Origin of the sequence: Picosynechococcus sp. NKBG042902, from assembly GCF_963864045.1 — a bacterium.
Taxonomy (GTDB): Bacteria; Cyanobacteriota; Cyanobacteriia; order Cyanobacteriales; family MRBY01; genus MRBY01.
This window is the reverse complement of record NZ_CAWLTV010000075.1, coordinates 62,290-85,182: the sequence shown is the minus strand read 5'-3', so window position 1 is coordinate 85,182 and position 22,893 is coordinate 62,290. Positions and strand designations below refer to the sequence as shown.

Annotated in this window: 18 protein-coding genes, 1 tRNA gene and 3 pseudogenes; 13 read left to right on the top strand and 9 right to left on the bottom strand. The window is 50.5% G+C overall.

Annotation, left to right across the window (positions count from 1 at the left end):
- The first annotated feature begins 39 nt into the window (after window positions 1-39).
- Window positions 40-936, top strand: a complete 897-nt coding sequence (gene hslO, locus AACR41_RS13370; protein WP_012306746.1) for an Hsp33 family molecular chaperone HslO — start codon at window positions 40-42, stop codon at window positions 934-936.
- A gap of 49 nt (window positions 937-985) precedes the next feature.
- Here hslO and AACR41_RS13365 read toward each other — a convergent pair whose 3' ends face one another.
- The gene (locus AACR41_RS13365; protein WP_030006234.1) at window positions 986-1,843 is read right to left on the bottom strand and encodes a Tab2/Atab2 family RNA-binding protein; all 858 of its coding nucleotides are present in this window, start codon (window positions 1,841-1,843) and stop codon (window positions 986-988) included.
- On the bottom strand, window positions 1,824-2,018 hold the full coding sequence (locus AACR41_RS13360; protein WP_152550968.1) for a hypothetical protein: 195 nt from the start codon (window positions 2,016-2,018) through the stop codon (window positions 1,824-1,826). The genes AACR41_RS13365 and AACR41_RS13360 overlap by 20 nt, the downstream gene beginning before the upstream one ends.
- Window positions 2,019-2,045: 27 nt before the next feature.
- Between AACR41_RS13360 and AACR41_RS13355 the strand changes: the two genes are divergently transcribed.
- The 3 genes and pseudogenes from AACR41_RS13355 to AACR41_RS13345 all read left to right on the top strand — a co-directional run bounded on the left by AACR41_RS13355 (window position 2,046) and on the right by AACR41_RS13345 (window position 3,802).
- Window positions 2,046-2,483 carry a BLUF domain-containing protein gene (locus tag AACR41_RS13355; RefSeq protein ID WP_012306744.1) on the top strand — a complete coding sequence of 146 codons (438 nt, stop codon included), beginning with the start codon at window positions 2,046-2,048 and terminating at the stop codon, window positions 2,481-2,483.
- A gap of 80 nt (window positions 2,484-2,563) precedes the next feature.
- Window positions 2,564-3,207 (top strand): annotated as a pseudogene (locus AACR41_RS13350) (class I SAM-dependent methyltransferase).
- 31 nt (window positions 3,208-3,238) lie between these two features.
- Entirely contained in the window at window positions 3,239-3,802 is a 564-nt protein-coding gene (locus tag AACR41_RS13345) for a YqeG family HAD IIIA-type phosphatase (protein WP_012306742.1), read from the top strand.
- 414 nt (window positions 3,803-4,216) lie between these two features.
- Here the strand turns inward: AACR41_RS13345 and smc are convergent.
- Window positions 4,217-7,845, bottom strand: a pseudogene (gene smc / locus AACR41_RS13335) (chromosome segregation protein SMC).
- 197 nt (window positions 7,846-8,042) lie between these two features.
- On the opposite strand from smc, the gene AACR41_RS13330 reads away from it, so the two are divergent.
- Window positions 8,043-8,768, top strand: coding sequence for a WecB/TagA/CpsF family glycosyltransferase (locus tag AACR41_RS13330; protein WP_030006233.1), 726 nt, complete (start codon window positions 8,043-8,045; stop codon window positions 8,766-8,768).
- 86 nt (window positions 8,769-8,854) lie between these two features.
- Window positions 8,855-9,415: a Uma2 family endonuclease gene (locus tag AACR41_RS13325; RefSeq protein WP_030006232.1), complete on the top strand. Its 561-nt coding sequence runs from the start codon at window positions 8,855-8,857 to the stop codon at window positions 9,413-9,415.
- A gap of 93 nt (window positions 9,416-9,508) precedes the next feature.
- On the opposite strand, the gene AACR41_RS13320 is transcribed toward AACR41_RS13325, so the two are convergent.
- Together AACR41_RS13320 and AACR41_RS13315 are read right to left on the bottom strand one after the other, a co-directional pair.
- A complete protein-coding gene (locus AACR41_RS13320) occupies window positions 9,509-9,820 on the bottom strand; it encodes a helix-turn-helix domain-containing protein (RefSeq protein ID WP_030006231.1) in 312 nt (103 codons plus the stop codon).
- The gene (locus AACR41_RS13315) at window positions 9,807-10,187 is read right to left on the bottom strand and encodes a type II toxin-antitoxin system RelE/ParE family toxin (RefSeq protein ID WP_030006230.1); all 381 of its coding nucleotides are present in this window, start codon (window positions 10,185-10,187) and stop codon (window positions 9,807-9,809) included. The genes AACR41_RS13320 and AACR41_RS13315 overlap by 14 nt, the downstream gene beginning before the upstream one ends.
- A 132-nt stretch (window positions 10,188-10,319) precedes the next feature.
- On the opposite strand from AACR41_RS13315, the gene AACR41_RS13310 reads away from it, so the two are divergent.
- Window positions 10,320-11,825: a UbiD family decarboxylase gene (locus tag AACR41_RS13310; protein ID WP_030006229.1), complete on the top strand. Its 1,506-nt coding sequence runs from the start codon at window positions 10,320-10,322 to the stop codon at window positions 11,823-11,825.
- 138 nt (window positions 11,826-11,963) lie between these two features.
- The gene (mnmG, locus tag AACR41_RS13305) at window positions 11,964-13,883 is read left to right on the top strand and encodes a tRNA uridine-5-carboxymethylaminomethyl(34) synthesis enzyme MnmG (protein WP_030006228.1); all 1,920 of its coding nucleotides are present in this window, start codon (window positions 11,964-11,966) and stop codon (window positions 13,881-13,883) included.
- Here the strand turns inward: mnmG and AACR41_RS13300 are convergent.
- Complete coding sequence (locus AACR41_RS13300) at window positions 13,880-14,239, bottom strand: (2Fe-2S) ferredoxin domain-containing protein (RefSeq protein ID WP_045441518.1); 360 nt, start codon at window positions 14,237-14,239, stop codon at window positions 13,880-13,882. The genes mnmG and AACR41_RS13300 overlap by 4 nt on opposite strands.
- Window positions 14,240-14,328: 89 nt before the next feature.
- Between AACR41_RS13300 and AACR41_RS13295 the strand changes: the two genes are divergently transcribed.
- The 4 genes and pseudogenes from AACR41_RS13295 (at window position 14,329) to AACR41_RS13280 (ending at window position 19,192) form a co-directional block, all read left to right on the top strand.
- Entirely contained in the window at window positions 14,329-16,926 is a 2,598-nt protein-coding gene (locus AACR41_RS13295; RefSeq protein WP_052349598.1) for an ATP-binding protein, read from the top strand.
- Between the two features lie 183 nt (window positions 16,927-17,109).
- Window positions 17,110-17,628, top strand: coding sequence for a response regulator (locus AACR41_RS13290; RefSeq protein ID WP_049761576.1), 519 nt, complete (start codon window positions 17,110-17,112; stop codon window positions 17,626-17,628).
- 59 nt (window positions 17,629-17,687) lie between these two features.
- Complete coding sequence (speB, locus tag AACR41_RS13285; protein WP_030006225.1) at window positions 17,688-18,581, top strand: agmatinase; 894 nt, start codon at window positions 17,688-17,690, stop codon at window positions 18,579-18,581.
- Window positions 18,582-18,788: 207 nt separating this feature from the next.
- Window positions 18,789-19,192, top strand: a pseudogene (locus AACR41_RS13280) (peroxiredoxin).
- On the opposite strand, the gene AACR41_RS13275 reads toward AACR41_RS13280, so the two are convergent.
- Together AACR41_RS13275 and AACR41_RS13270 are read right to left on the bottom strand one after the other, a co-directional pair.
- Complete coding sequence (locus tag AACR41_RS13275; RefSeq protein ID WP_030006224.1) at window positions 19,189-19,977, bottom strand: TrmH family RNA methyltransferase; 789 nt, start codon at window positions 19,975-19,977, stop codon at window positions 19,189-19,191. The pseudogene AACR41_RS13280 and the gene AACR41_RS13275 sit on opposite strands and share 4 nt — an antisense overlap.
- Window positions 19,978-20,048: 71 nt before the next feature.
- Window positions 20,049-20,134: transfer RNA gene (locus AACR41_RS13270), tRNA-Leu, on the bottom strand.
- A 217-nt stretch (window positions 20,135-20,351) separates the two neighbouring features.
- Here AACR41_RS13270 and murA point away from each other — a divergent pair.
- Window positions 20,352-21,668 carry a UDP-N-acetylglucosamine 1-carboxyvinyltransferase gene (murA, locus tag AACR41_RS13265; RefSeq protein WP_045441543.1) on the top strand — a complete coding sequence of 439 codons (1,317 nt, stop codon included), beginning with the start codon at window positions 20,352-20,354 and terminating at the stop codon, window positions 21,666-21,668.
- A gap of 194 nt (window positions 21,669-21,862) precedes the next feature.
- Here murA and AACR41_RS13260 read toward each other — a convergent pair whose 3' ends face one another.
- Window positions 21,863-22,795 (bottom strand): Hpt domain-containing protein, encoded by a 933-nt coding sequence (locus tag AACR41_RS13260; RefSeq protein WP_030006222.1) that lies wholly within the window; start codon window positions 22,793-22,795, stop codon window positions 21,863-21,865.
- Between the last annotated feature and the right edge of the window lie 98 nt (window positions 22,796-22,893).

Genomic DNA, 22,893 nt, shown 5'->3' with positions numbered 1-22,893 from the left:
CCATAATAGAATTTACAAAAATTCACTTTTCCTAGACCTATGGCAGATCAACTCATTCGCGGTACCGCAGCAGACAATGGCATTCGGGTAGTGGGCGTTATTTCCACAAATCTCACTGAGGAAGCCCGACAACGCCATAAATTATCCTATGTGGCGACGGCTGCCCTAGGTCGCACCATGGCTTCGGCCCTGTTGATTTCTTCAAGTATGAAAAAACAGGAAGCCCGCCTCAATCTGCGCATCAAAGGCGATGGCCCCCTGGGGGGATTATTGGTGGATGCTGGCCCAGATGGCACCGTGCGGGGCTATGTACAAAATCCAGGCGTGGAGTTGCCTCCGAACGCGAAGGGAAAGTTAGACGTGGGCGGCGCTGTGGGCAAAGGATTTCTTTATGCGGTGAAAGATTTTGGTCGGGGCTACCCTTACTCCAGTACGGTAGAGTTGGTTTCTGGGGAGATTGGCGATGATGTTACCCATTATTTAGCAACCTCGGAACAAACCCCTTCGGCGTTGTTAGTGGGAGTCTTTGTCGGTGCAGAGGGGGTAACCGCCGCTGGGGGAATTTTGCTGCAGATCCTACCGAAAGCGGCCCGTGACGAGAGCTTAGTGGCCAAACTAGAAAGTCGGCTGGGACAATTATCGGGCTTTACGCCGCTATTGCAGCAGGGCAAGTCTCTCCATGATATTTTCCAGGATCTCCTCGGCGATGAAGATCTCAACATTTTCCCAGAGACACAAATGGTGCGCTTTGACTGCGGCTGTACCTTTGAGCGGATGATGGGTGCCCTGAAGATGTTGGGCCAGGATGAGTTGCTGGATATGATCGAAAAAGATGGTGGGGCAGAGGCCACCTGCAATTTCTGCAACGAGGTGTACCATGCGGATGTGGATCACCTGAGTCGCTTGGTTGAGGAATTAAAGGCTGATGCCCATTAGAGAACGCTTTCTAGGGAAAGTTTGTTTTTCTAAGGAAGAATTTTAAGGATTATGCCTGGAGCATCCAAAACCCGGCAAATTGTTCTTCGTCGGGGCTTTTTTGGATAGCAAGGAAATGAATTCCTGCTGCGGCTTTTTTGGCGGCTTCAAATGATTCTGCTTCTTTGAGGGTTTGGGCGTTGGGTAGGTCGGCGACGATCCAACTGTCGCTCACCCCTGTTTCGAGGACGAGGCTACTGCGGGGATTTTTTTGGAGATGGAGAAATCCGAGTTCGAGGCCAGACATCCAACCAGCGAGGGGGACAGCCCGAGGAGAAAAAATCAAAAGACCGGGGATCTTTGTCGTGGGGTCGAGGTGGGTCAGGGGAAAGGGTTCGCCAAAGGCAATGTCCCATTCGTCAAAATCACTGAAGGCACTAGCTTCGAGGGAAACGATCGCCCATTTGTCTCCTTTATCTCCCCGGACGGCATCGGGAAGGGCGATCGCATTAAGGGCGGGATATTGGACGGAGCTAGATTTGGCGGATTTCTCGTCGTAGTTGGCTTCCTGGGGATAGACTTCCTGTTCCCGCTGGGTGATCCAGGTCATTAGGGTATAGGTGCGACGGGAGGGGGCGGCGGGAATGCCTGCATCTTCGCAACCTTTGGTGATCATGTTATTCATCTGGCGGCGAAAGAAGCGGATCTTGGTGGGGCTTTGGCCGGAGGTGGCGATCGCCTTTTCGATGGCTGTCTTGAGGGTGATCGAATTTACATCGGTGTTGCTGCAAAATTCACTGTAACGGAAAAGGGTCGTCGGATCCTGCTGGATGCGGGTGGGAGTTTCGCAGATGAGAATTTCCCACAGTTTTTTGTCGTTGTCATCCAAAAGCGGGCGCGAATAAAAATCAAGTTCCCAAATAGTCACGGTAAATCTCAACTACACAACTAAACCAATACTGATTTTGCCCCATCAACCTTGCTTTATTCAATTCCAGGGGTTGCAATTTCCCCAAGAGTCGTCCTTGAGCTTGGGGGAGAAGCCAGGCGATCGCCTTCTTGATCACCGCCGGAGATGAATTTTTTTTGGTAGTCTTATACACGTTATTTCGGGGTGGAAACACAAAACCATGGCGCTTTATCGACTTATCTACGTTAGCCAGGCGATCGCCGAGCTAGAGTACCGCGATCTCATCGAAATTTTGCAGAAATCGGAGTTTAACAATCGTCGAGCTGGAATTACGGGGATGTTAGCCTTTGGCGATTTGATGTTTTTACAAATTTTGGAAGGGAGTCGGCGGGCCATTAGTGAAACTTACAATCGCATTTTGCTAGATTCGCGCCACACCAACGCCGAATTAATCGAGTTTTCAGAAATTGACCAGCGCGACTTTGGGATCTGGTCGATGAAGGTGTTGCAACTGAATAATCAGGACGAAGTGCGGCAGATTATCCTGAAATATTCCCATTCAGAGACCTTTTCGCCCGTTTCGATGACTGGCCCCCAGAGCCTTAACTTTTTGCGAGAAATCACAGCCCTCTATCACCAGGGAGGCATCCAGCAATAGCGCGGCAGCGTCGGGGATTCTTTGTTAGCTTATGTTCTGGACTGTGCATTTTTTGACGATATTTTTCCGAGGCGATCGCCATGGCTACCTTTCTCCGGACTCTCAGCTACCGTTATCAATGGCTTTACGACACCATTTCCCGCCTCGCGGCCCTAACTGTCGGTGGTGAGACCCGTTTTCGGAACCTTGCTCTCCAGGGCTTAACCGGAGACAAAAACCTAAAAATCCTCGATTTATGTTGCGGTGCTGGCCAAACCACCCAATTTCTCACCCAATATAGCGACGACGTCACCGGGCTTGATATTTCCCCCCTCGCCATTGAACGGGCGAAAAAAATGTCCCCCAGGCGAATTACGTCGTTGCCCCTGCCGAAAAAATGCCCCTGCCGGATCAGCAGTTTGACCTGGTTCATACCAGTGCCGCCCTCCATGAAATGACCCCGACGCAACTGAGCCAAATTTTCCAGGAAGTGTACCGTGTTCTTAAGCCCGGCGGCATTTTTACCTTTATCGATTTACACCAGCCGACCAACCCTTTTTTCGTTCCCAGTCTCTATACGTTTATGTTTCTCTTTGAGACCGAGACCGCCTGGCAGCTGATCAAAACTGATTTAGCCGAAAAACTCACCGCCACAGGCTTTGAAATCCATAAACAGGAACAGTATGCAGGCGGAAGTTTGCAGATGATCCAGAGCCGAAAACCGGGAAGTGAGCCGCTAAAATAAAAGCTTGGAAATCAACAGCAACTGAGGTGTTATGGCGCTATTTAATTCCAATTTACTGGAGCCAAACTTAATTTTAGGGAAAACCATCTTGCATCTCAGTCCAGAGATTATCCGTCATCACCGTTTAAAGGGTTTGATCCTCGATGTGGATGACACGTTGGTCTCGATGCGCCAGAGCTATGCCTCAGATGATGTGCTGGAGTGGGTGACCCAAGTCAGACGGGTGGCGGATATTTGGCTCGTGAGTAATAACCTCAGCCAAAAACGGATTGGGCGGATTGCTGAGTCCCTAGAGTTACCTTATTTGTTCGGGGCAAAAAAACCATCTCGGAAAAAGCTCCGTAAAGCGATGGATGCCATGGATCTGCGTCCCCAAGAAGTGGCGATGGTTGGCGATCGCCTTTTTACAGATGTCCTCGCTGGCAATCGCCTGGGTTTATTTACGATTTTGGTGGAGCCGATGATTGATCCCCTCGTGGCGACACGCCAAAACCCAGTGCGGAATATCGAAGTCTGGATTTCAAAATTTCTTGGGGCCTCCTTTGATGACATGAAACAAACCTTTACAAAAGGCCACAAAAGTAAACCTCGATAAATATAAAAAAAATGTTACGAATCTGTTGAGATTGGCAATCATCAGGCATAATCTTTTACAGAAAATATAACAAGGGATCACCTGATATATATAGATCCCAACATAATAAACTACTAAAATTCTTTTCAACTTGTTTCGTTCGGGTCGATTCCTCAGGGGATCGATTTTTTGTCTGTTTTGGGTAGAATAACAACGTTTCTTCTGGTTTTCAGCGAAAATCGTTACAGACCGAAACCAAAGAAAACATTTATCAATATTCCAAAAAGCGCAACTAGCTAAAGATAGACTTATTTCACCAACTAAGTTTAAATACCTATTCCGCAATCCAGATTTCTTGATTTTTACCTTCTAGCGATGGGTGATTGTCTATTAAATGAGCCCTAAAAATATCCCTGACAAAGTTCTCAAAAAGCATCACAATTGAATCCCTAAAACCTGGGTATAGGCACCCCGGGCCTGGGTGACACCAATGGTGCGCTGGGAAGCTTCGATCATCGGCCGCCGTAGACTGACCACCAAAAATTGCGCCTGGGCCGCCTGCTGCTTAATCATCTTGGAAAGACGCTCCACATTCGCCCCATCCAAAAACATATCCACCTCATCGAAGGCATAGAAGGGAGAGGGACGATAACGTTGAAGCGAAAAAATAAACGATAGGGCCGTGAGGGATTTTTCCCCCCCGGACATGGAACTGAGCCGTTGTACTGGTTTGCCTTTGGGGTGAGCCACCAAATTCAAGCCCCCCGCAAAGGGATCCGTTGGGTCATCAAGTTGTAAGTAGCCATCACCGTCGGAAAGAGTGGCAAAGATTTTTTGGAAATTTTCGTTAACGGCGTCAAAGGCTTTTTTAAATTCCTGGAAGCGGCGCGTGGTAAAGCGTTCAATGCGGGCCAAGACTTCGAGGCGTTCTTGTTCGAGGGTGGATAATTTTTCAGATAGCTCCCCCAGACGAATTTGGGTTTGTTCATATTCCTTAAGGGCGAGCATATTCACGGGTTCGAGATCTTCGATTTTCTTTTGGGTGCGACGGCTGGCCCGCTGCAGTTTCTCAATCTGTTCTGTGATCTCCTGGAGGGCTTGGTCGAGTTTTTCGGGTACTACTTCCAGGATCAGATGGGCGGGATCAAGATCTGGCGGCAGTTCGGCTTCTTGGGCTTGGAGGTGTTGTTGCAGTTTTTCGAGCTGTTGCGCCCGTTCCTGTTGCTGAGTTTGGAGTTTTTCCAGACGCCATTGACTGTCTTGGTGCTGTTTTTGGAGATTTTTGAGCTGAATTTCCGCCTGATCCCGTTGTTTTTTACATCGCCCATCTGGGCAGAGAGTTCCGCCAGCAGGGTTTCAGTGGTTTGGATTTCCGTATCAATTTGATCGAGTTGGGTTTGGATAACAGCGATTTGGCCTTGGAGATCTTCTAGTTGGGTTTGGGTTTCCTGGAGTCGTTGTTCGTCGTTGGTTAATTTTTCACTGAGACGAATTAGCTGGGCGTTGCGGTCTTGGATCGTTTGTTGGGTGCTGTTGAGGGTCTGGGCAGCCGCTTGGAGGGTGACTTCCTGGGCTTTGATTTCCTGTTGGATTTCTTGCCACTCCCGGTGGGTTTGCTGGGCTTCGAGCCGGGCTAGATGTTGTTGTTGAGCCGCTAATTGTTGTTCGAGTTGCGGAATTGTCTGGGTGAGATCTTCGAGGTGGGTTTCGGCGATCGCCAATTCGTTTTGAGACTGCTGTTGCTGTTGTTGGGTTTGGGCAAGTTGGGGGCGTAATTTTTCGAGGGATTTCGTGAGTTGTGCCTGGTGCAGTTGGGCTTCCCGTTCCCGTTGGCGGGCTTGGGTTAGTTGTTGGCTGAGATCCTGGAGGCGATCGCCCTTGTCGAGGAGGGCATTTTCGGTGTAGCGCAACAGGTGCTCAATTTCTTCGAGTCGTTCCCGCAGGGCAACGATTTCCGCTGAATCCCCCGTGGCCATACTGCCGAAATGGAGGGTTGATTTTTGGGCAAGACTGCCCCCAGTCATCGCCCCTGTGGTTTCGAGAAGCTCCCCGTCGAGGGTAACGATGCGGGTTTGCCCCATAAAATTCCGGGCGAAATCGAGATTTTCAAAGACGGCGGTATTGCCAAAAACGTAGCGAAAAATATCTAGATAACGGCGATCGCATTGGATCAGGTTAACGGCAAAATCAACAAAACCCTGGGCATAGCGAGGGATGGCATTGGTTTGTAATTTCGGAGGGCGGATTTTATTCAGGGGCAAGAACGTGGCACGGCCTGCCCGCTGATTTTTCAGGAGCTTGATCCCCGTCGCCGCTGTTTCGTCATCTTCGACGACGAGATAACCGAGGCGACCCCCAGCGGCAATTTCTAAGGCTCGCTGGTAATTTTTTTCCACTTGACCCAGTTGGGCAACTAAGCCGTGGACACCGGGTAAATTGGCGTTCAAAATCACCTTCGTCGCGTAGGTGCCCTGGGCTTCCTGTTGAGCCTGGGAACGGGCTTCGAGCTGATCGAGTTGCCGTTGTTTGTGCCGTTGTTCTCGCTGGAGGCGATCGCCCGTTTCCTGGTCGAGTTTGCGACTTTCTTCCAGTTGGGCGAATTGTGTCGCAAGGGTTTGGATGGTTTCCTGCTGACGGGTAATTTCCGTTTGGGCCGTGGCTAATTCCGTTTCCTGTTGAGTAATATCGGCGCTGAGTTGGGTAATTTGCTCAGTTTGGCTGGTAATCGTTTGTTGAAGCTGGCTAAGGCGTTCTTGCAGGAGGGCTTGTTCGGTGCGTCGGGGATTGAGCTGGTCTTGGATGCCTTGGATATCCTTGGCGATCGCGGCTTGTTCTTGTACCCAAGCTTCCGAAGAACTGGCTAACTCATCGGCCCGGTGGCGACTGTCTTGGAGGATCTTTGCGGCGGCGGCTTGGGCGGCCTGGTGCTGGGGGAGGGTTTCTTCCTGGAGGGTGAGTTTTTCTTCTTCGAGGCGTAGGAGTTGTTGTTGGTTGACCTGCACCGTTGCTAAAAGTTGGCGGTGGAGCTGGAGCGATCGCCGTTGGTCTTCCTCTAATTCCGTTTGCCGTTGGCCCCATTGGTGCCGTTTTGCCTTTTGGGTGGCGAGTTTGGACGCAACCGAAAGTTGTTCATCTTCCCCAAGGGCTTTTACTTTCGCGTTTAAACTTTCTAGGGTTTGGCCAGTCTGAAAAATTTCCCCATCCAAAGCGTTCAAATTTTGAGTTAACTGGGTGCGTTCCTGGGCGCTGCTGGCGAGATCCCGTTGCAGTTTTTCCTCCTGGAGTTGGAGCGATCGCCACGTTAAAAGAACTTCTTCCTGCTGCTGGCGGGCCAGGTCAATTTTAAGCCGTTGGTATTGTTCGGCCTTGAGGCGATCGTCGGCCAGCTTTTCTAAATTGCGTTCTAGCTCCTGGCGAATAATATGGCATTTTTCTTCCCGTTCTTTGACTGCATTGAGGGTTTCTCTGGTCTGGGTAATTTTGCGGTCAAATTCTGCGACCCCCGCCAGTTCATCGATGATTTCCCGCCGCTCCCGCCCGTTCATCGTAATGATCCGCGTCACATCCCCCTGGAGCACGACGTTATAGCCTTCGGGGTAAATACGCAGGCGATTCAGTTGTTCGTGGAGTTCCGTGGCGGTACAGGGCTGGTCATTAATGTAATAGGTCGAGGCATAACTGCCGCTTTTGGTAACCCGGAGTTTGCGCGTCACCGTCCAATCGTGGCTCTGGAATTGCGCTAAAAATTCCTTTAATTCCGAGGCTTCTGTGGCTTCCGTTTGATATTGCTGGGCGAGATCACTGAGGTCAAAGGTGACCGACACCACCGTTTCGGCAGCACCTTTCCCTTGGCTGTGTTTGTGATTGATTAAGTCTGGTAATCGTTCGGCTCGCATCCCCTTGGAACTGGCGAGGCCCAAGCAAAACAAAATGCCGTCGAGGATATTCGATTTTCCCGAACCATTTGGCCCAGAAACCACCGTAAAACCAGGACGTAGGGGCACGGCGACGGTACCACCGAAGGATTTGAAGTGGGAAAGCTCGATTTGCTTGATGTGTACCATCAGCGCCGGACGGGGGACAAAACAGAGGTTGAGTTAGAATTTTAGCGTCTAACTGCCCAGGCAAAGTGTTTTATCAGTGGCGATCGCCAAATCTTCCTGAGAACTTTAGACAAGCGCGATCAATAGCCTGCTAGAGTGGATGCTATATCTTGACGCCTAATTTTTTGTCTATTTCACTAAGGTGTTGACGTTCGTCTATGTTGACTGCTGAATCTTTTCTGCCGAGTGTCCCTGTATTTCAGGTGTTGGTACATCTACACCCCAACTATTGCCAATGGCTGACTGAGCGGATCCAGCACCATCAGGGAACGCACGTGGTCACCCTCAACGCCGAAATTGCGATGATGACGGAAAAAAGTAAGGCGATCGCCAAGGTGATTAAGCAGGCAGATTTGATTATTCCCGACGGCGCAGGGATCGTCCTCTACCTCAAGCTCAAGGGTAAAAAACAACACCGAGTACCCGGCATCGAACTCGCAGAACAACTGTTAGCCCAGGCTGCGGCCCATGATTGGCGCGTCGTCTTTTTTGGTGGCTCCCCTGGGATTGCCGACCAAGCAAAGGAAAATTGGCTCAAACGTTATCCTGATTTAGATATCACGACCCAGCACGGCTATCTCACCCCAGAAATGGCAGCGGACTGGCAAAGTCAACTTAAACAGTTACAACCCCAACTTATTTTCACTTGCCTCGGTGTCCCGAAACAGGAATTTTGGATCGAAGAGCATCGTCACCTCTGTCCCCACAGCACTTGGATTGGTCTAGGGGGAAGTTTTGATGTGTGGGCTGGGGTAAAACAGCGGGCACCAAAACTTTGGCAAAAACTCCATTTAGAGTGGCTTTATCGTCTTTATCAGGAACCCTGGCGCTGGCGACGGATGTTGGCGTTACCGCAATTTGTTTGGCGTGCTTTGTGGTCTTAGTCAATTCAAATGCTTGAAGTCAAAAGCAACATCTGCAGAATTGAGTAGGATTAAAGAAACATCATCAACGAATCAAGGTGCTTGGTATGGTAGACACCCTCGCCCAAAGACTAACCCTCCAAGCTTTTTTACAGCAACCAGAAACAACACCTGCCAGCGAATATATTGATGGAGAAGTCGTTCAGAAGCCGATGCCAAAAGGAAGGCATAGTCGTTTACAAGGAAAGCTTTGTGCTGTGATTAATCAGATCACAGAAGACCAAAAAGTTGCCTATGCTTTCCCTGAATTAAGATGCAGCTTTGGTACACGCTCCATCGTGCCTGATATTGCAGTTTTTCGGTGGGATCGAATTCCCTTTACCGCAACTGGCAGCGTTCCCGATAATTTTGATCTAGCACCAGATTGGACGATTGAAATTCTTTCCCCAGACCAAAGAGCGAATAAGGTTCTTGGTAATATTCTCTATTGCCTGGAACATGGCAGTCGTTTGGGATGGTTTATTGACCCAGATGATCTTAGTATTTTGTTTTTAGAACCCCAGCAACAACCCATCTTATTCCAAGGGGATCAAGAGGTTCCTGTCTTACCAGAGTTAGATATCAAGCTCAGTGTCGATCAGATTTTTCATTGGCTAAAAATGATCTAATTTAGAATCCTCTTTTTAGAGGCGATCGCCCCTAGTTTCTCAAGGTGCTATCTGTACAAAATAGACTGAGGGATTTTCTTCAAAAAACCCACATCAAAATAGAACAACTTCCAAGCCATTCTTCTTGACCAAATGGAGTAGCTTTAATGCCATTCCACTCGGCTTTTTTTTGCCAATTTCCCACTTTTGTACAGTAGAAACACTAATATTTAGCAGCGCAGCGAATACAGCTTGACTGACTTGACAAGTTTCTCGGATTTCTTTGATTTCTTCGGGATTTAATGACGGCACTGGAGGCAAACAAAGCTGTTCAAATTCTCGTAACGTCATTTGATCCATCACTCCTGCTTGATGCAAACCATCAACGGTTTCATGGATCGCTTCAAGAAGTTTAGATTGTTTCATTACAAATTACCTCAACTAATTCACCTGCATCCTGGGCTATTTTTAAATCTTGTTTAGGCAGTGATAGATAGAACCGAGCCAATTTTTTTAAAGCTTCTTTCTCTCGCTCATCGATATTACTCCGTTCACTTTTAGAAAAACCATAGATAAAGAAACAGCGATCACCCTGATTAATGGCCAGCAATGTGCGAAAACCACCGCGTTTGCCCTGGCCTGGACGAGCCACCCTTTTCTTGATTAAGCCACTGCCTAAATCTCCATCATGCAGACCCGATAAAATTTCTTGTACCGCCCGACAAAGATTTTGATCCGCGATATTTTGCTTTTTTGCCCAACGCCAAAATGTACGTGTTTGATAAATAATCATAGCGTTCCCCTTGGTTGAGTATAGCACTAAGTGCTAGATGCTATGGAGCCTTTAATCGCTGATATCTGATCCCTGTTCCCTGAATAAACCCGTTAAGCTATAGAACGTACTCATATAACTCAGACGGCAGACATGGCACGGGATTTACGCGCATTTATCAAACTGGTAGAAGAACGGGGGCAGCTGCGCCGCATTAAGGCTCTGGTGGATGCGGATCTAGAGATTGCCGAGATTGCAAACCGGATGCTTCAGGTCGGTGGCCCGGCGTTGTTATTTGAGAATGTGCGGGGAACTTCCGTTCCGGTGGTGGTAAATCTGCTGGGGACAGTGGAACGCATCTGTTGGGCGATGAAAATGGAAAAGCCCGAAGAATTAGAAGATCTAGGCCGAAAATTGGCGATGCTCCAACAGCCGAAGCCCCCGAAAAAGATTTCCCAGGCGATTGATTTTGGCAAGGTGCTGTTTGATGTCCTGAAGGCAAAACCCGGTGGGAGTTTTTTCCCTCCTTGTCAGCAGGTTGTTGTTGAGCAGGAAGAACTGGATTTGGGTTTGATCCCGATGTTGCGGCCCTACCCGAAGGATGCGGGGAAAAATATTACCCTCGGCTTGGTGATTACAAAAGACTGTGAAACGGGTGTGCCCAATGTGGGGGTTTATCGCCTGCAATTGCAATCAAAAAATACGATGACGGTGCATTGGCTCTCGGTGCGGGGGGGCGCGCGTCACCTGCGCAAGGCGGCAGAAAATGGCAAAAAATTAGAGGTGGCGATCGCCATCGGTATCGATCCAATCTTAATCATGGCGGCAGCAACACCGATTCCGGTGGACTTGTCAGAGTGGCTGTTTGCAGGGCTATATGGCGGTTCTGGGGTGGCATTGACCAAATGTAAAACCGTTGATCTCGAAGTCCCTGCCGATGCCGAATTTATCCTCGAAGGGACGATCACCCCCGGCGAAATGCTCCCCGATGGGCCGTTTGGCGATCACATGGGCTATTACGGCGGCGTCGAGGATTCTCCCCTGGTGCGCTTCCATTGCCTGACCCACCGCAAGGATCCGATTTATCTGGCTACCTTTAGCGGTCGCCCTCCCAAGGAAGAAGCGATGATGGCGATCGCCTTGAACCGGATTTATACGCCGATCCTGCGGCAACAAGTTTCCGAGATTGTCGATTTTTTCCTGCCGATGGAGGCCCTCAGTTACAAGGCCGCGATTATTTCCATCGACAAAGCCTATCCTGGCCAAGCCCGTCGCGCTGCCCTCGCTTTCTGGAGTGCCCTGCCCCAATTTACCTATACGAAATTTGTGATTGTGGTGGATAAGGATGTAAATATCCGCGATCCCCGTCAAGTTGTCTGGGCGATCAGTTCTAAAGTTGATCCCGTGCGGGATGTGTTTATCCTGCCGGATACCCCCTTCGATACCCTCGATTTTGCCAGCGAAAAAATCGGTATGGGCGGCCGCATGGGCATTGATGCGACGACAAAAATTCCCCCCGAAACTGACCACGAGTGGGGTGAAGTCCTTGAGTCCGATCCTAAGATTGCCGAAAGGTGCGATCGCCGTTGGGCAGAATATGGCCTCGCTGATATCGATTTAACCGCCGTTGATCCCAACAAATTTGGCTACGAAATGTAGAAAACAATCCCGATCAAACCCAAAAATATCCTCAAAATTTCAGGGGCTAAACTCACATTTTGCCCAGCGAACAATCTGCCTCGCCTTGATAGAATATTGAATCCCTAGTCCTAACCCATCATTCCCCAAAACAAAACAATGCTGCGAACCCCCGTTGATTTTCAAGATGAGTTTGATGTCATTGTCATTGGTGCTGGCCATTCCGGTTGTGAAGCGGCCTTGGCCTCGGCCCGTTTAGGCTGCCGCACGCTGATGTTGACTCTCAACCTCGACAAAATCGCCTGGCAACCCTGTAACCCTGCCGTGGGCGGCCCCGCAAAATCCCAGCTAACCCACGAAGTGGATGCCCTTGGGGGAGAAATTGGCAAGATGGCAGACCGCACCTATCTCCAAAAGCGGGTGCTCAATGCGTCCCGGGGGCCAGCCGTCTGGGCCTTGCGCGCCCAAACCGATAAACGCGAGTACGCTGCAGTGATGAAAAATATCGTTGAAAACCAAGATAATCTTGTGATTCGCGAGGGGATGGCGACGGATCTTGTGTTAGGCGACAACGATGAAATTTGTGGGATTCAAACCTATTTTGGGACTTGTTTTGGGGCCAAGGCTGTTGTCCTAACAACGGGGACTTTCCTTGGGGGCACGATCTGGATTGGGAACAAATCGATGCCTGCGGGCCGGGCCGGAGAATTTGCCGCAGTGGGCATGACGGAAACCTTGAACGAGTTAGGGTTTGAGACGGGGCGCTTAAAAACAGGCACCCCCGCCCGGGTGGATCGCCGTTCGGTCGATTACAGCAAAATGGAAATTCAACCGGCGGACGAAGAGGTACGGTGGTTCAGCTTTGATCCTGAAGCCTGGGTAGAGCGTGAACAAATGCCCTGTTACCTGACTCGAACAACCCCAAAGACCCATCAATTGATTAAAGATAATCTGCACCTGTCTCCCATCTATGGTGGCTTTATTGATTCCAAAGGCCCCCGTTATTGTCCGAGCATTGAAGACAAAATTGTCCGGTTTGCCGATAAAGACTCCCACCAAATTTTTATTGAACCGGAAGGGCGCACGATTCCAGAGCTTTATATCCAAGGTTTTTCGACGGGACTGCCCGAAAGTCTCCAGTTACAAATGCTCCAAAGTCTGCCGGGGATGGAAGATTGTGTGATGCTCCGCCCAGCCTATGCGGTGGAATATGACTACTTACCCGCAACCCAGTGTTACCCCACCCTGATGACCAAGCGGGTCGAAGGTTTATTTTCAGCGGGACAAATCAATGGCACCACGGGCTACGAAGAAGCAGCAGCCCAAGGAATCGTGGCAGGCATCAACGCGGCGAAATTTGCCCAGGGTCAGGAGATGGTTGTTTTCCCCCGGGAACAAAGCTATCTAGGCACTTTGATTGATGATCTGTGTACAAAGGATTTGCGGGAACCCTACCGGATGTTGACTTCCCGTTCGGAATATCGCTTGATTCTCCGTTCTGATAATGCCGATCAGCGGTTAACACCCCTGGGCCGGGAAATTGGTTTAATTGGCGATCGCCGTTGGGCTTTGTACCAAACGAAGCAGGAAAATATTGCTGCCGAAAAAGAACGACTCCACACGGAGCGGGTCAAAGAATTGGATCCCTTGGGTCAGAAAATTGCGGCGGATACGGGCCAGAAAATCAAAAGTTCTGTGACCTTAGCGGATTTATTGCGGCGACCCAAGTTTCACTATGCCGATCTCGCCAGTTATGGCTTGGGGAATGAGGCGCTCACCCAGGCAGAGCAAGCAGGGGCAGAAATTGATATTAAATATTCTGGCTATATCAAGCGGCAACAAAACCAAATTGACCAAATTAGCCGCCATGCGAATCGGAAGTTGCCGGAAGGTTTGGATTACTTGACGGTGGAAACCCTGTCGATGGAAGCCCGGGAAAAATTAAATAAGGTGCGCCCCCTCACCATTGGTCAGGCCACACGCATCGGTGGCGTCAACCCGGCAGATATTAATGCGTTGCTGGTTTATTTGGAGGTGCAACATCGTCAAAAAAACGCCCAGGAAGCCGTTACCTCTTAAATCAACGACCCTGGGGGATGAATTCTGGGGTTAAGTTTTGCTCGCACGGGGTTAGCGATATTTCGATGCCCTAGGGGATCGCCTTGGTGGAGTGCGGCACAAATATGGGGCACATCGGCAGGAGTTACCTGGCAATACCACACCTCTGTGGGTACCAGGCGCACGGTCACACCCAAGTGGCATTGGCCTTGGCAGGGACTGGCGATCGCCAAGACCCGTGGTGGTAGGGATGCCCGCTGAAAAGCTTGGAGGACTAAAGCACTACCCCGCTCACGACAACTCCGGTGCTGACAGATCAACAGATGGCGATCGCCGGGCTGACCGGGTGGAATAATGGTCAAACTTGTTTGGGACATGGCGAAACAGGACACAGCAGGGGGCAGCGGGCAATTTTTAAATTAGGCGCGACAATGGGGATGAGCACTGATCTATCGCAACCGGGCCAATGACCTATCTTCCGCTGGCACAAGCATCAACCCTGACAAAGTCATTACTCCATATTTTGATTGTAGGGGAAGATTTAGGGCGATCGCCCCTGGAGGATTGCCTAGAGCAAATTTCTCGGTGGGATCTGAGTTGGCGATCGCAACCCTTTGTGACCCCCTTAGAACCTGCTGACTTGATCATTCTCTTTTGTCCTGAAGCACTAACCGAAATATGGCTTGATCAAAGCTTGGCCCTGGCACTCCCGGTGGTGGTGATTACCGCAGCTCCGCTCCCCAAGCAACCTGGCTTGATCGCAATTCCCCCCGGAGAGCTATCGCCGTTGACCCTAGAACTCGGTTTTCGGGCTGTGCTCCAGGAAAAATCCTCCGACTTGGTGCGTCAGCCAGCCCCCCGTCCCCTAGAAACCCATCTCCAGCTCACCACCATTCTGGTCAAATTTTCCCAGGCCCTTTTCCGTCCTGAAGCCACCCTCGATCAGGCCTTGGGAATCCTGGGACGCCACCTCCAGATGGAGCGGATCACTATTTTTCAATGGCATTGGGATGGGGCAGGTCAGATTAATTCGCCCCCCAACATTGTTGAACAATGGTCCTATGATGGTTCTCCCCCTTGCCAAAAAAAGGTCGCAGAATTTCCCCTCCACTGGTGGCAACAACTCCTAGAGCTTGGTGATGTCGTGGCGATCGCCCACCAGCACCAAGACCCAAAATTAGTTCCCCTGTTGGAATTTTTAGATGTCAAGGCATTTTTGGGACTACCGATTTTTGACCACCAAGGCCACCACTGGGGTCATTTAATTTTTACCAGCGAAGTGGCCCGCACCCATCCCTGGTCAGCCCTAGAGATTCAAGCCCTAAAGATGGCGGCGGAACTGCTCCACCACAATTTGATCCGCACTGCTACCCAACGGGAACTAGAAGCCTCCGAAGCACTCTATGCCGGGATTGTGACCCATTCTGCGGAGGCTATTTTTTTGATCCGTGTCCACCGGGCGATCGCCATTACTGCTGCGGCTCCCGTTGACCTGACCGAGTTGGTGACTGAGTTTACCTTTGAAATGGTCAACCCCACCTACTGCGAAAAAATGGGGGTTTATCCCCGGCAAATCATTGGGAAATCGCCCCAAGCCGTCTTTCCCGAAAAGCTGGCGCAACAACTGTGTGATTCTTTCCAGGGTTGCCTCGAAATTGGTGAAACGCTGTTGTTTGAAGAAGTGATCGAACTTCCCGACTGCACCCAAATTTGGCGGACTTGTCTGATCCCGATCCGCGATCGCCAGGGCACCATCCAACAGATCCAAGGCAGCGCCCGGGACGTCACCGAAGAGCGTCAACTGGAACTGACCAAAATGCGCTACAGTCGCCATCAACATATGTTGGCTTCCTTGACGGTTAAAATTTTGCGCTCCTGGGATATGGACAAAATGTTAACTACGACGGTGCAGGAACTCCGCAAAACCCTCCAAGCCGACCGGGTGATTTTTTGGGAGATCTTGAATGAAACTGAAGGTAAAGTGACGGCGGAGGCGACTCACCCCAATGTCCGCTCGATGCTCCACCATCGGTTTCCCCTGGCGGCTTTTAACCGGGGTGATTTTGATCTATTTCGCCAGGGGGAACTCCAGACCTGCATCGACGTAGAAGCCGCGAAGTTTCCCCCGGCCCACGATGCTATGCTCCGGGAATATGGCGTTGTCGCCTACGCTGTTTTACCCGTCCTCGTGAGTGCTATGGATGATCCCGAAGGAGAACCGCGGCTAAAGGGTTTGATTTGTGTCCAGCAGTGCCATTTTCCTCAAATTTGGAATGCCGATGAATTGCATCTTCTGCGCCAGCTCATCAATCAAATTTGCATTGCCCTCAACCAGGCGGAACTACTGCAACGCCAACGCCATTACACCAATGAACTGGCCCGTTCTAACCAAGAACTCGAACAGTTTGCCTATGTGGCTTCCCATGACCTCCAGGAACCGTTGCAACTGGTGGCCAATTATGCCCAACTGCTAGCCCGTCGCAATGGCGATCGCCTGGATGAGCGCTCCCAACGGTATCTCCAGCACATCACCGCCGGCACCCGCACGATGCAAACGCAAATTCAAGACTTGCTGCGTTATTCCCGCCTGAATACCCGTCAAAGTAAACCGGAACTGGTGTCCATGGAGGATTGTCTCCAACGGGCGATCGCCAACCTCAAGCTCAAACTCAAGCGCACCCACACCCAACTCCACTGTCCCAAAACTCTCCCAGAAGTCCTGGGTGATGGGAGTCAACTCCAGAGCCTCTGGCAAAATCTCCTCAGCAATGCGATTAAATACCGGGGCGATCGCCAACCCAAAATCACGATCAACGTCACCGAAACCGAACACCACTGGCAGTTTATGGTCGCAGACAACGGCATTGGGATCGATCCCAAACATCAACAGCGCATTTTTCAAATTTTTCAGCGGCTCCACACCCAGGAAGAATACCCCGGCACTGGAATTGGTCTCGCCATTTGTCACCGCATTGTCAAAATCCATGGGGGCGATATTTGGGTCACCTCCCAACCCCAGGCAGGGGCAACTTTTTACTTCACGCTGCCCATTTATCACCATTGAGTGATTAATTGACAGCAAGTTGAGGGGCGATCGCCTTTAGCCGCAAAATAACAGAAAAATTTAAGGCATCCGCAGGGTCATGCCCCTAGGTAGGTTCGATACCATTGAGATCGGTAGTATATTTTGAAAAATTTAGAGTCATCGTAGCCTAGACCCTTTCTTTGGCTTCTAACCCCAACGCCCTTGACCCAAACGCCCAACGCCCCCATTTATTCTGCTTGTTCCTTGACCGCCATCCAACGCTCCATTCTGATGGTGGATGATCAACCTGGCTATCTAGAGTTGATGGCAGAAGTCGTCGAAGAATACTTTCCAGAATTGCACCTCCAAACAGCCCCCAATGGTGAACAGGCCTGGCAGTTTCTCAATCAAGGACAAGCCCTTGCACCGTCGGCAGCCGAGAACCAGAGCCATTGGATTTATCCCTCCCTAATCATTTCAGACTTAAATTTACCCAAAATATCCGGCGTGGATCTCCTCCATCGGATCAAACAAGATCCCTATCTCCAGGCGATCCCGGTGATTATTTTTAGCACCTCCCAGGCTGAACAAGATATCCTCCGTTGCTACCAGGCCCAGGCCAATTGCTTTATCACCAAACCTAGTAATGTGGATGATTTTTTTACCGTGGTGCAGCAAATCATTGCTTTTTGGTTGAATTTGGTGACTTTACCCCATTTTCCCCCGCAACAGATCCCTTGAGACCGTTTTGACGTATAGTTTTAGGTCTATTTTTCGGTTATCGCGGTTAGGGAATATCTATGTCTCAATTTGTCTTACAAGATTTCATTGGTTCTGAAGTGGAACGGAGCTATGCAGAATCTCCGGTGGTGATTTTGCCCATTCCCTACGAAGCGACAACCACCTATCGCAAAGGTTGTGAATGGGGGCCGGATGCACTCTTAGAAGCGTCCCATCAGCTGGAATGTTATGACGATGAGTTGCGCCGGGAAACTTGCTTTGATGTGGGGATTTTTACCCATGGGGCGATCGCCGATACGCGCCAGAATCCGGAGCTATCTGCCGAGGAAATGTTAGCGGTCACCAGCAAGACCACCCAAAACCTCCTGCAAGATGGAAAATTTGTGATTGCCCTGGGGGGTGAACACGCGATCACCACAGGGGTGGTGCAAGGTCATCTGGAGTTTTACCAAGAACCCTTTACGGTGGTGCAAATTGACGCCCATGCGGATCTGCGCCAGAGCTACGAAGGTTCTGAACACAACCATGCTTGCATTATGCGACGGGTAATGGATTTGGGGTTGCCGAGTTTGCCCGTGGCGATCCGGAGCCTCTGTCGGGAAGAAGCGGATTTATTGGCAGCGAAGGAAATTCCAGTGATTTGGGCGTGGGAGATGCAAAATGACACCAACTGGATCGAAACGGCGATCGCTAATATTAAAACAGAAAAAGTTTTCCTCACCATTGATCTAGACGGCATTGACCCGACCCTGATCGCTGGCGTCGGCACCCCTGAACCCGGTGGCATGGACTGGTACAGCACCCTGCGCTTTTTGCGTCGCCTGTTTCGGGAAAAACAAGTGATCGGCTGCGACATTATGGAACTGGCCCCCTTAGATGACTCTGTGGTTTCTGAGTACACCGCCGCCAAGCTGGTGTATAAACTCATCGGCTACTGGTACGAAAATCGCTAGACTTTTCCCAAGGATTGGGTCGTCTGGAAAAATCTTGGGGCAATGCAAGGCTTTGCTCAAATCTCACTCTAGAGATCTGCTTTGGCCTAAGGAATAATACGATTATAAATTTTCAAGTGAACGCCTAATTCCATGACGACCCTGACGATTGGCCAAGCAGCCCCTGATTTTGCCCTCACCAATGCCCAAGGTGAAGCCCGTACCCTGGTGGACTACGGCGGCAAATGGCTTGTTTTTATTTTTACCCCAAGGACAATACCCCCGGTTGCACCACCGAAGCCCTAGACTTTACGGCCCTTGTCCCCGAATTTACCGCCTTGAATGCCGTGATCGTAGGCGTGAGTCCCGATTCGGAAAAATCCCATGGCCGCTTCATTGAAAAAAAAGAGTTAACCATTGAATTGTTGAGCGATCCCGACCATCAAACCGCTGAGGCCTATGGGGTCTGGCAACTAAAAAAATTTATGGGCAAAGAATATATGGGGATTGTTCGGAGCACGTTTTTAATCGATCCCCAAGGTCAAGTGGCGGCAATTTGGTCAAAGGTGAAGGTTAAAGGCCATGCTCAAATGGTACTGGAGACGCTCAAAACCCAACTGTCGGGAAATTAGGGAAGAGTTTGGTGATCCCGCTGGCGACGGGCTTCGTAGAGCATCAAGGCACAGGCGATCGCCACATTGAGAGATTCTACCCCCGGCCCCATGGGAATCTGTACCGTTTCGTTGGCGAGGCTGGCGATCGCTGGGGACAAACCCGCCCCTTCATTGCCTAATAAAATCAAACTCGGTTGCCGCCAATCCACATCCCAGTAGGTTTTAGTTGCCTGGGGGAGCGTTGCCACAATCTGTACCCCCTGGGCGCGATACCGTTGCAGTTGTTCAGCAAAGGTGAGGATAACCACAGGCGTCGTCTGGAACCAAGCCCCCACCGAAGCCCGCAGCACCTTCGGGTTACTGGGATTGACGCTGTCATGACTCAATAACAGACCATCGACCCCTGTCGCCGTTGCCGTGCGAATAATGGTTCCCAGGTTGCCCGGATCCTGGAGTCGTTCCACGGCTACCCCCAATTGGAGGGTTTGGGGTGGGGTCTGGGAAATGAGTGCCTGGTCGAGGGTGGCCACAATGCCATCAGGATTCACCGTGGTTGCCACCTTTTGCAGCACCTCTTCTGAAACTAAGGTTTGGCGATCGCCTTTGAGTTGACTAGCCAATGCCGGATATTTTGTCTGCCAAGCTGCCGTAAACAGTATCGTCTGGAAAGAAAATCCCTTGGCGATCGCCGCCTCGATTAGATTGGTTCCCTCCAGTAACAAACGACCCTGTTTTTGCCGCTCCCGCCCTTGGTGCAGTCGGCGAATCTCCTTGACCAGTGGATTTTGTAAACTTGTGAGCATCTTTGCCCCCATCGACCTTACCGTTGTCGTCAAAAGGCTTCAGGCAAGGCAAACAACTTTTGCCGGATAAATGCGGAACGCGAGACTTGAACTCGCAAGGGATAAAACTCCCACTAGAACCTGAATCTAGCGCGTCTACCAATTCCGCCAGTTCCGCAGGTAAATATGTAATTACACAATCAACAATTATTACTTGAAGAACGAAAAGCGTCAAGCCAATTGCCAAAAGATTATCTATTACCAAGGAACCTATTCTAAACCGTGAACAAAAAAGTGTAATTCTGAGCAACATAGGCCAAGACTTTCCGGTAGAATCAAGACGAAAATTTGACAAAATTTCCCCCATCTTCTTTCCATTTGTGGAGGATCGACCCATTAAAACTTCTGCCCCCCTCACCCCCACCCGTGCGACCGCTGAAACCATTCTCAAAATTGAAGGGCGACACCCCCTCAGTGGCGAGGTTAAAATCAGTGGCGCGAAAAATTCTGCCTTGGCGATCATGGCGGGAACCCTACTCTGTAGCGATCAATGCCGTCTGACAAATATCCCGGATTTAGCGGATATTAAACGGATGGCCGAAGTCATTGCCGCCCTTGGGGTACAAATCGTTGCTACCCCTGGCAGCCTTGATTTCGATGCTCGCCACCTTAGGACAGCAGAAGCGCCCTACGAATTGGTTTCCAAGCTGCGGGCGAGCTTTTTTGTCATTGGCCCACTCCTGGCCCGCCTTGGGGAAGCAAAAGTGCCGATGCCGGGGGGCTGTGCCATTGGTGCTAGGCCCGTAGATCTCCATGTGCGAGGTCTCCAGGCGATGGGGGCCGAGGTAATTATTGAACATGGGGTTGTCCAAGCGACAGTCAAGGGAAATCGACGACGGCTCCAGGGAGCCAAAATCTACTTAGATTATCCGAGCGTTGGGGCGACCGAAACCCTGATGATGGCGGCAACCCTCGCTGAAGGGGAAACAATCATTGAAAATGCCGCCCAGGAGCCAGAGATTGTTGATCTGGCAAACTTCTGTCGGTCTATGGGGGCACACATTAGCGGAGATGGCAGCAACAAAATTGTGATTCAAGGGTGCGATCGCCTCCACGCTACCGACTACCCGATTATTCCCGACCGCATTGAAGCCGGGACTTTTCTCGTGGCCGGGGCCATTACCCAGTCAGAATTTAGCGTCTTTCCCGTCGTCCCAGACCACCTTTTACCGGTGATTGCCAAGCTCGAAGCAACGGGGACAAAGGTCATCGCCGAAGGGCCGAACCGTCTGCGGATCAAACCCCAAGGGATTCTCCGGGCGACGGACATTGAAACCCTACCCTATCCCGGCTTCCCTACGGATATGCAAGCCCAGTTCATGGCGTTGCTCACCCTCTGTGAAGGGAGCAGTGTCGTCACGGAAACGGTTTTTGAAAACCGGATGCACCACGTCGCAGAATTTAAGCGCATGGGGGCGGATGTCAAAGTTAAGGGCAATAACGCCATCATTAAAGGGGTACCTTTCTTATCTGGGGCTCCCGTAATGGCGACCGATCTCCGGGCTTCAGCAGCCTTGGTTTTGGTTGGTTTGGCGGCTGAGGGCACAACCATTATGCGCGAGGTACACCACATGGATCGGGGTTATGATGACCTTGAAGGGAAGTTTAAGGCTCTAGGGGCAAGGATTGAGCGTCTGACCGCGACCCTCTAACCAATCTTTCAATTTCTACTCAGTTTAAAAAAAGCAAGGAGGTTCAGCCCCAGGGTTGGGCCTCTTTTGTTGTGATTATCTCCAACATTGATGCAGCCATTTCAAGCATTAAGAGACTGACCATTCACTACCCAGGGGGCGATCGCCATAGTGATTTTCGTGATTCGGGTTCAGTTCGGAAACTTTGCAGAATACTAAGCGCGATGTTTCAGGGCCTGGACCAATTGGGCCAGTTGGGCTTCGCTAAAGGCACTGTTCAAGATTTGGGCCGCCTCCTTGGGTTCTGTGGGAATCAGAATGTAGGGGAGTTGGGCGATCGCCAAATTTTTTAAATCCGTTGGCAGGCTAATGCGTTCCGGTTCGTTGCGTTCTAAATGGTCAGCAGCTTCTTTGATGCTTTTAAGCACAATGGGGGCAAGGGTCGAAAAACGATGGGCCGGATTGGCGATCGCCTTATGACTTGCCTTGAGTAATTTTTGCCAAGGTTTCGCTTTTTTATTCAGTTTAGCCAGTTCAATACAGAGCTTTTGGAGTTGCTGGCGGCATTCTGGGGTGGCATCCTGGCGAAATAGTCCCAACATTTGCTGCAACAAGCCACGAACTTGCGGCCCAAAAGAAAACCCCGTCGCCGTTGGTGATCCCATAGGGGCAGGCGTTAGCGGCGGCGGCGCAACCTCTGGAGAAACGACAGGATTACGGTTATCGCTGACGGCGAGACGATCCAAATACTTTTGTAATTCGCTGAATTGAGGGTCAGCCTCCGCCATGATTTTCTCAATTTCTTCTTCCTGGAGGCCAAAGGGACTTTGCAGCTTCTCGAGGAGCTCTTGGAGCACATCGTAGGCATTGAGAAAAAGAGACTTTAGGGTTTCATCGACGGTAATCGTATTGTCCTTAAAGACCTTGAACGCATCTTCGAGGCGGTGGGCCGTTTTTTGGATGCTCGTGTAGCCCAACATCGCTGCCCCCCCTTTTACTGAGTGGGCGGCCCGGAAAAGTTCATTGACCCGTTCGGTATCATCCACCACCTCCGACAGCTCCAGGATGCCCTGTTCTAAGGTTTCAAGGTGTTCTTTGGCTTCTTCAATGAAATAGCCGAGAATTTTTTGTTGACTGGCGGCATCCACAGTAGATTCTCCTCACACTTTAGGGCTGGGGTAGAAGGGATTGAGAGGCGTCTTAATCACCCTGTTTTAACGTTATCAAGGAACGGTGATTTCAGCTT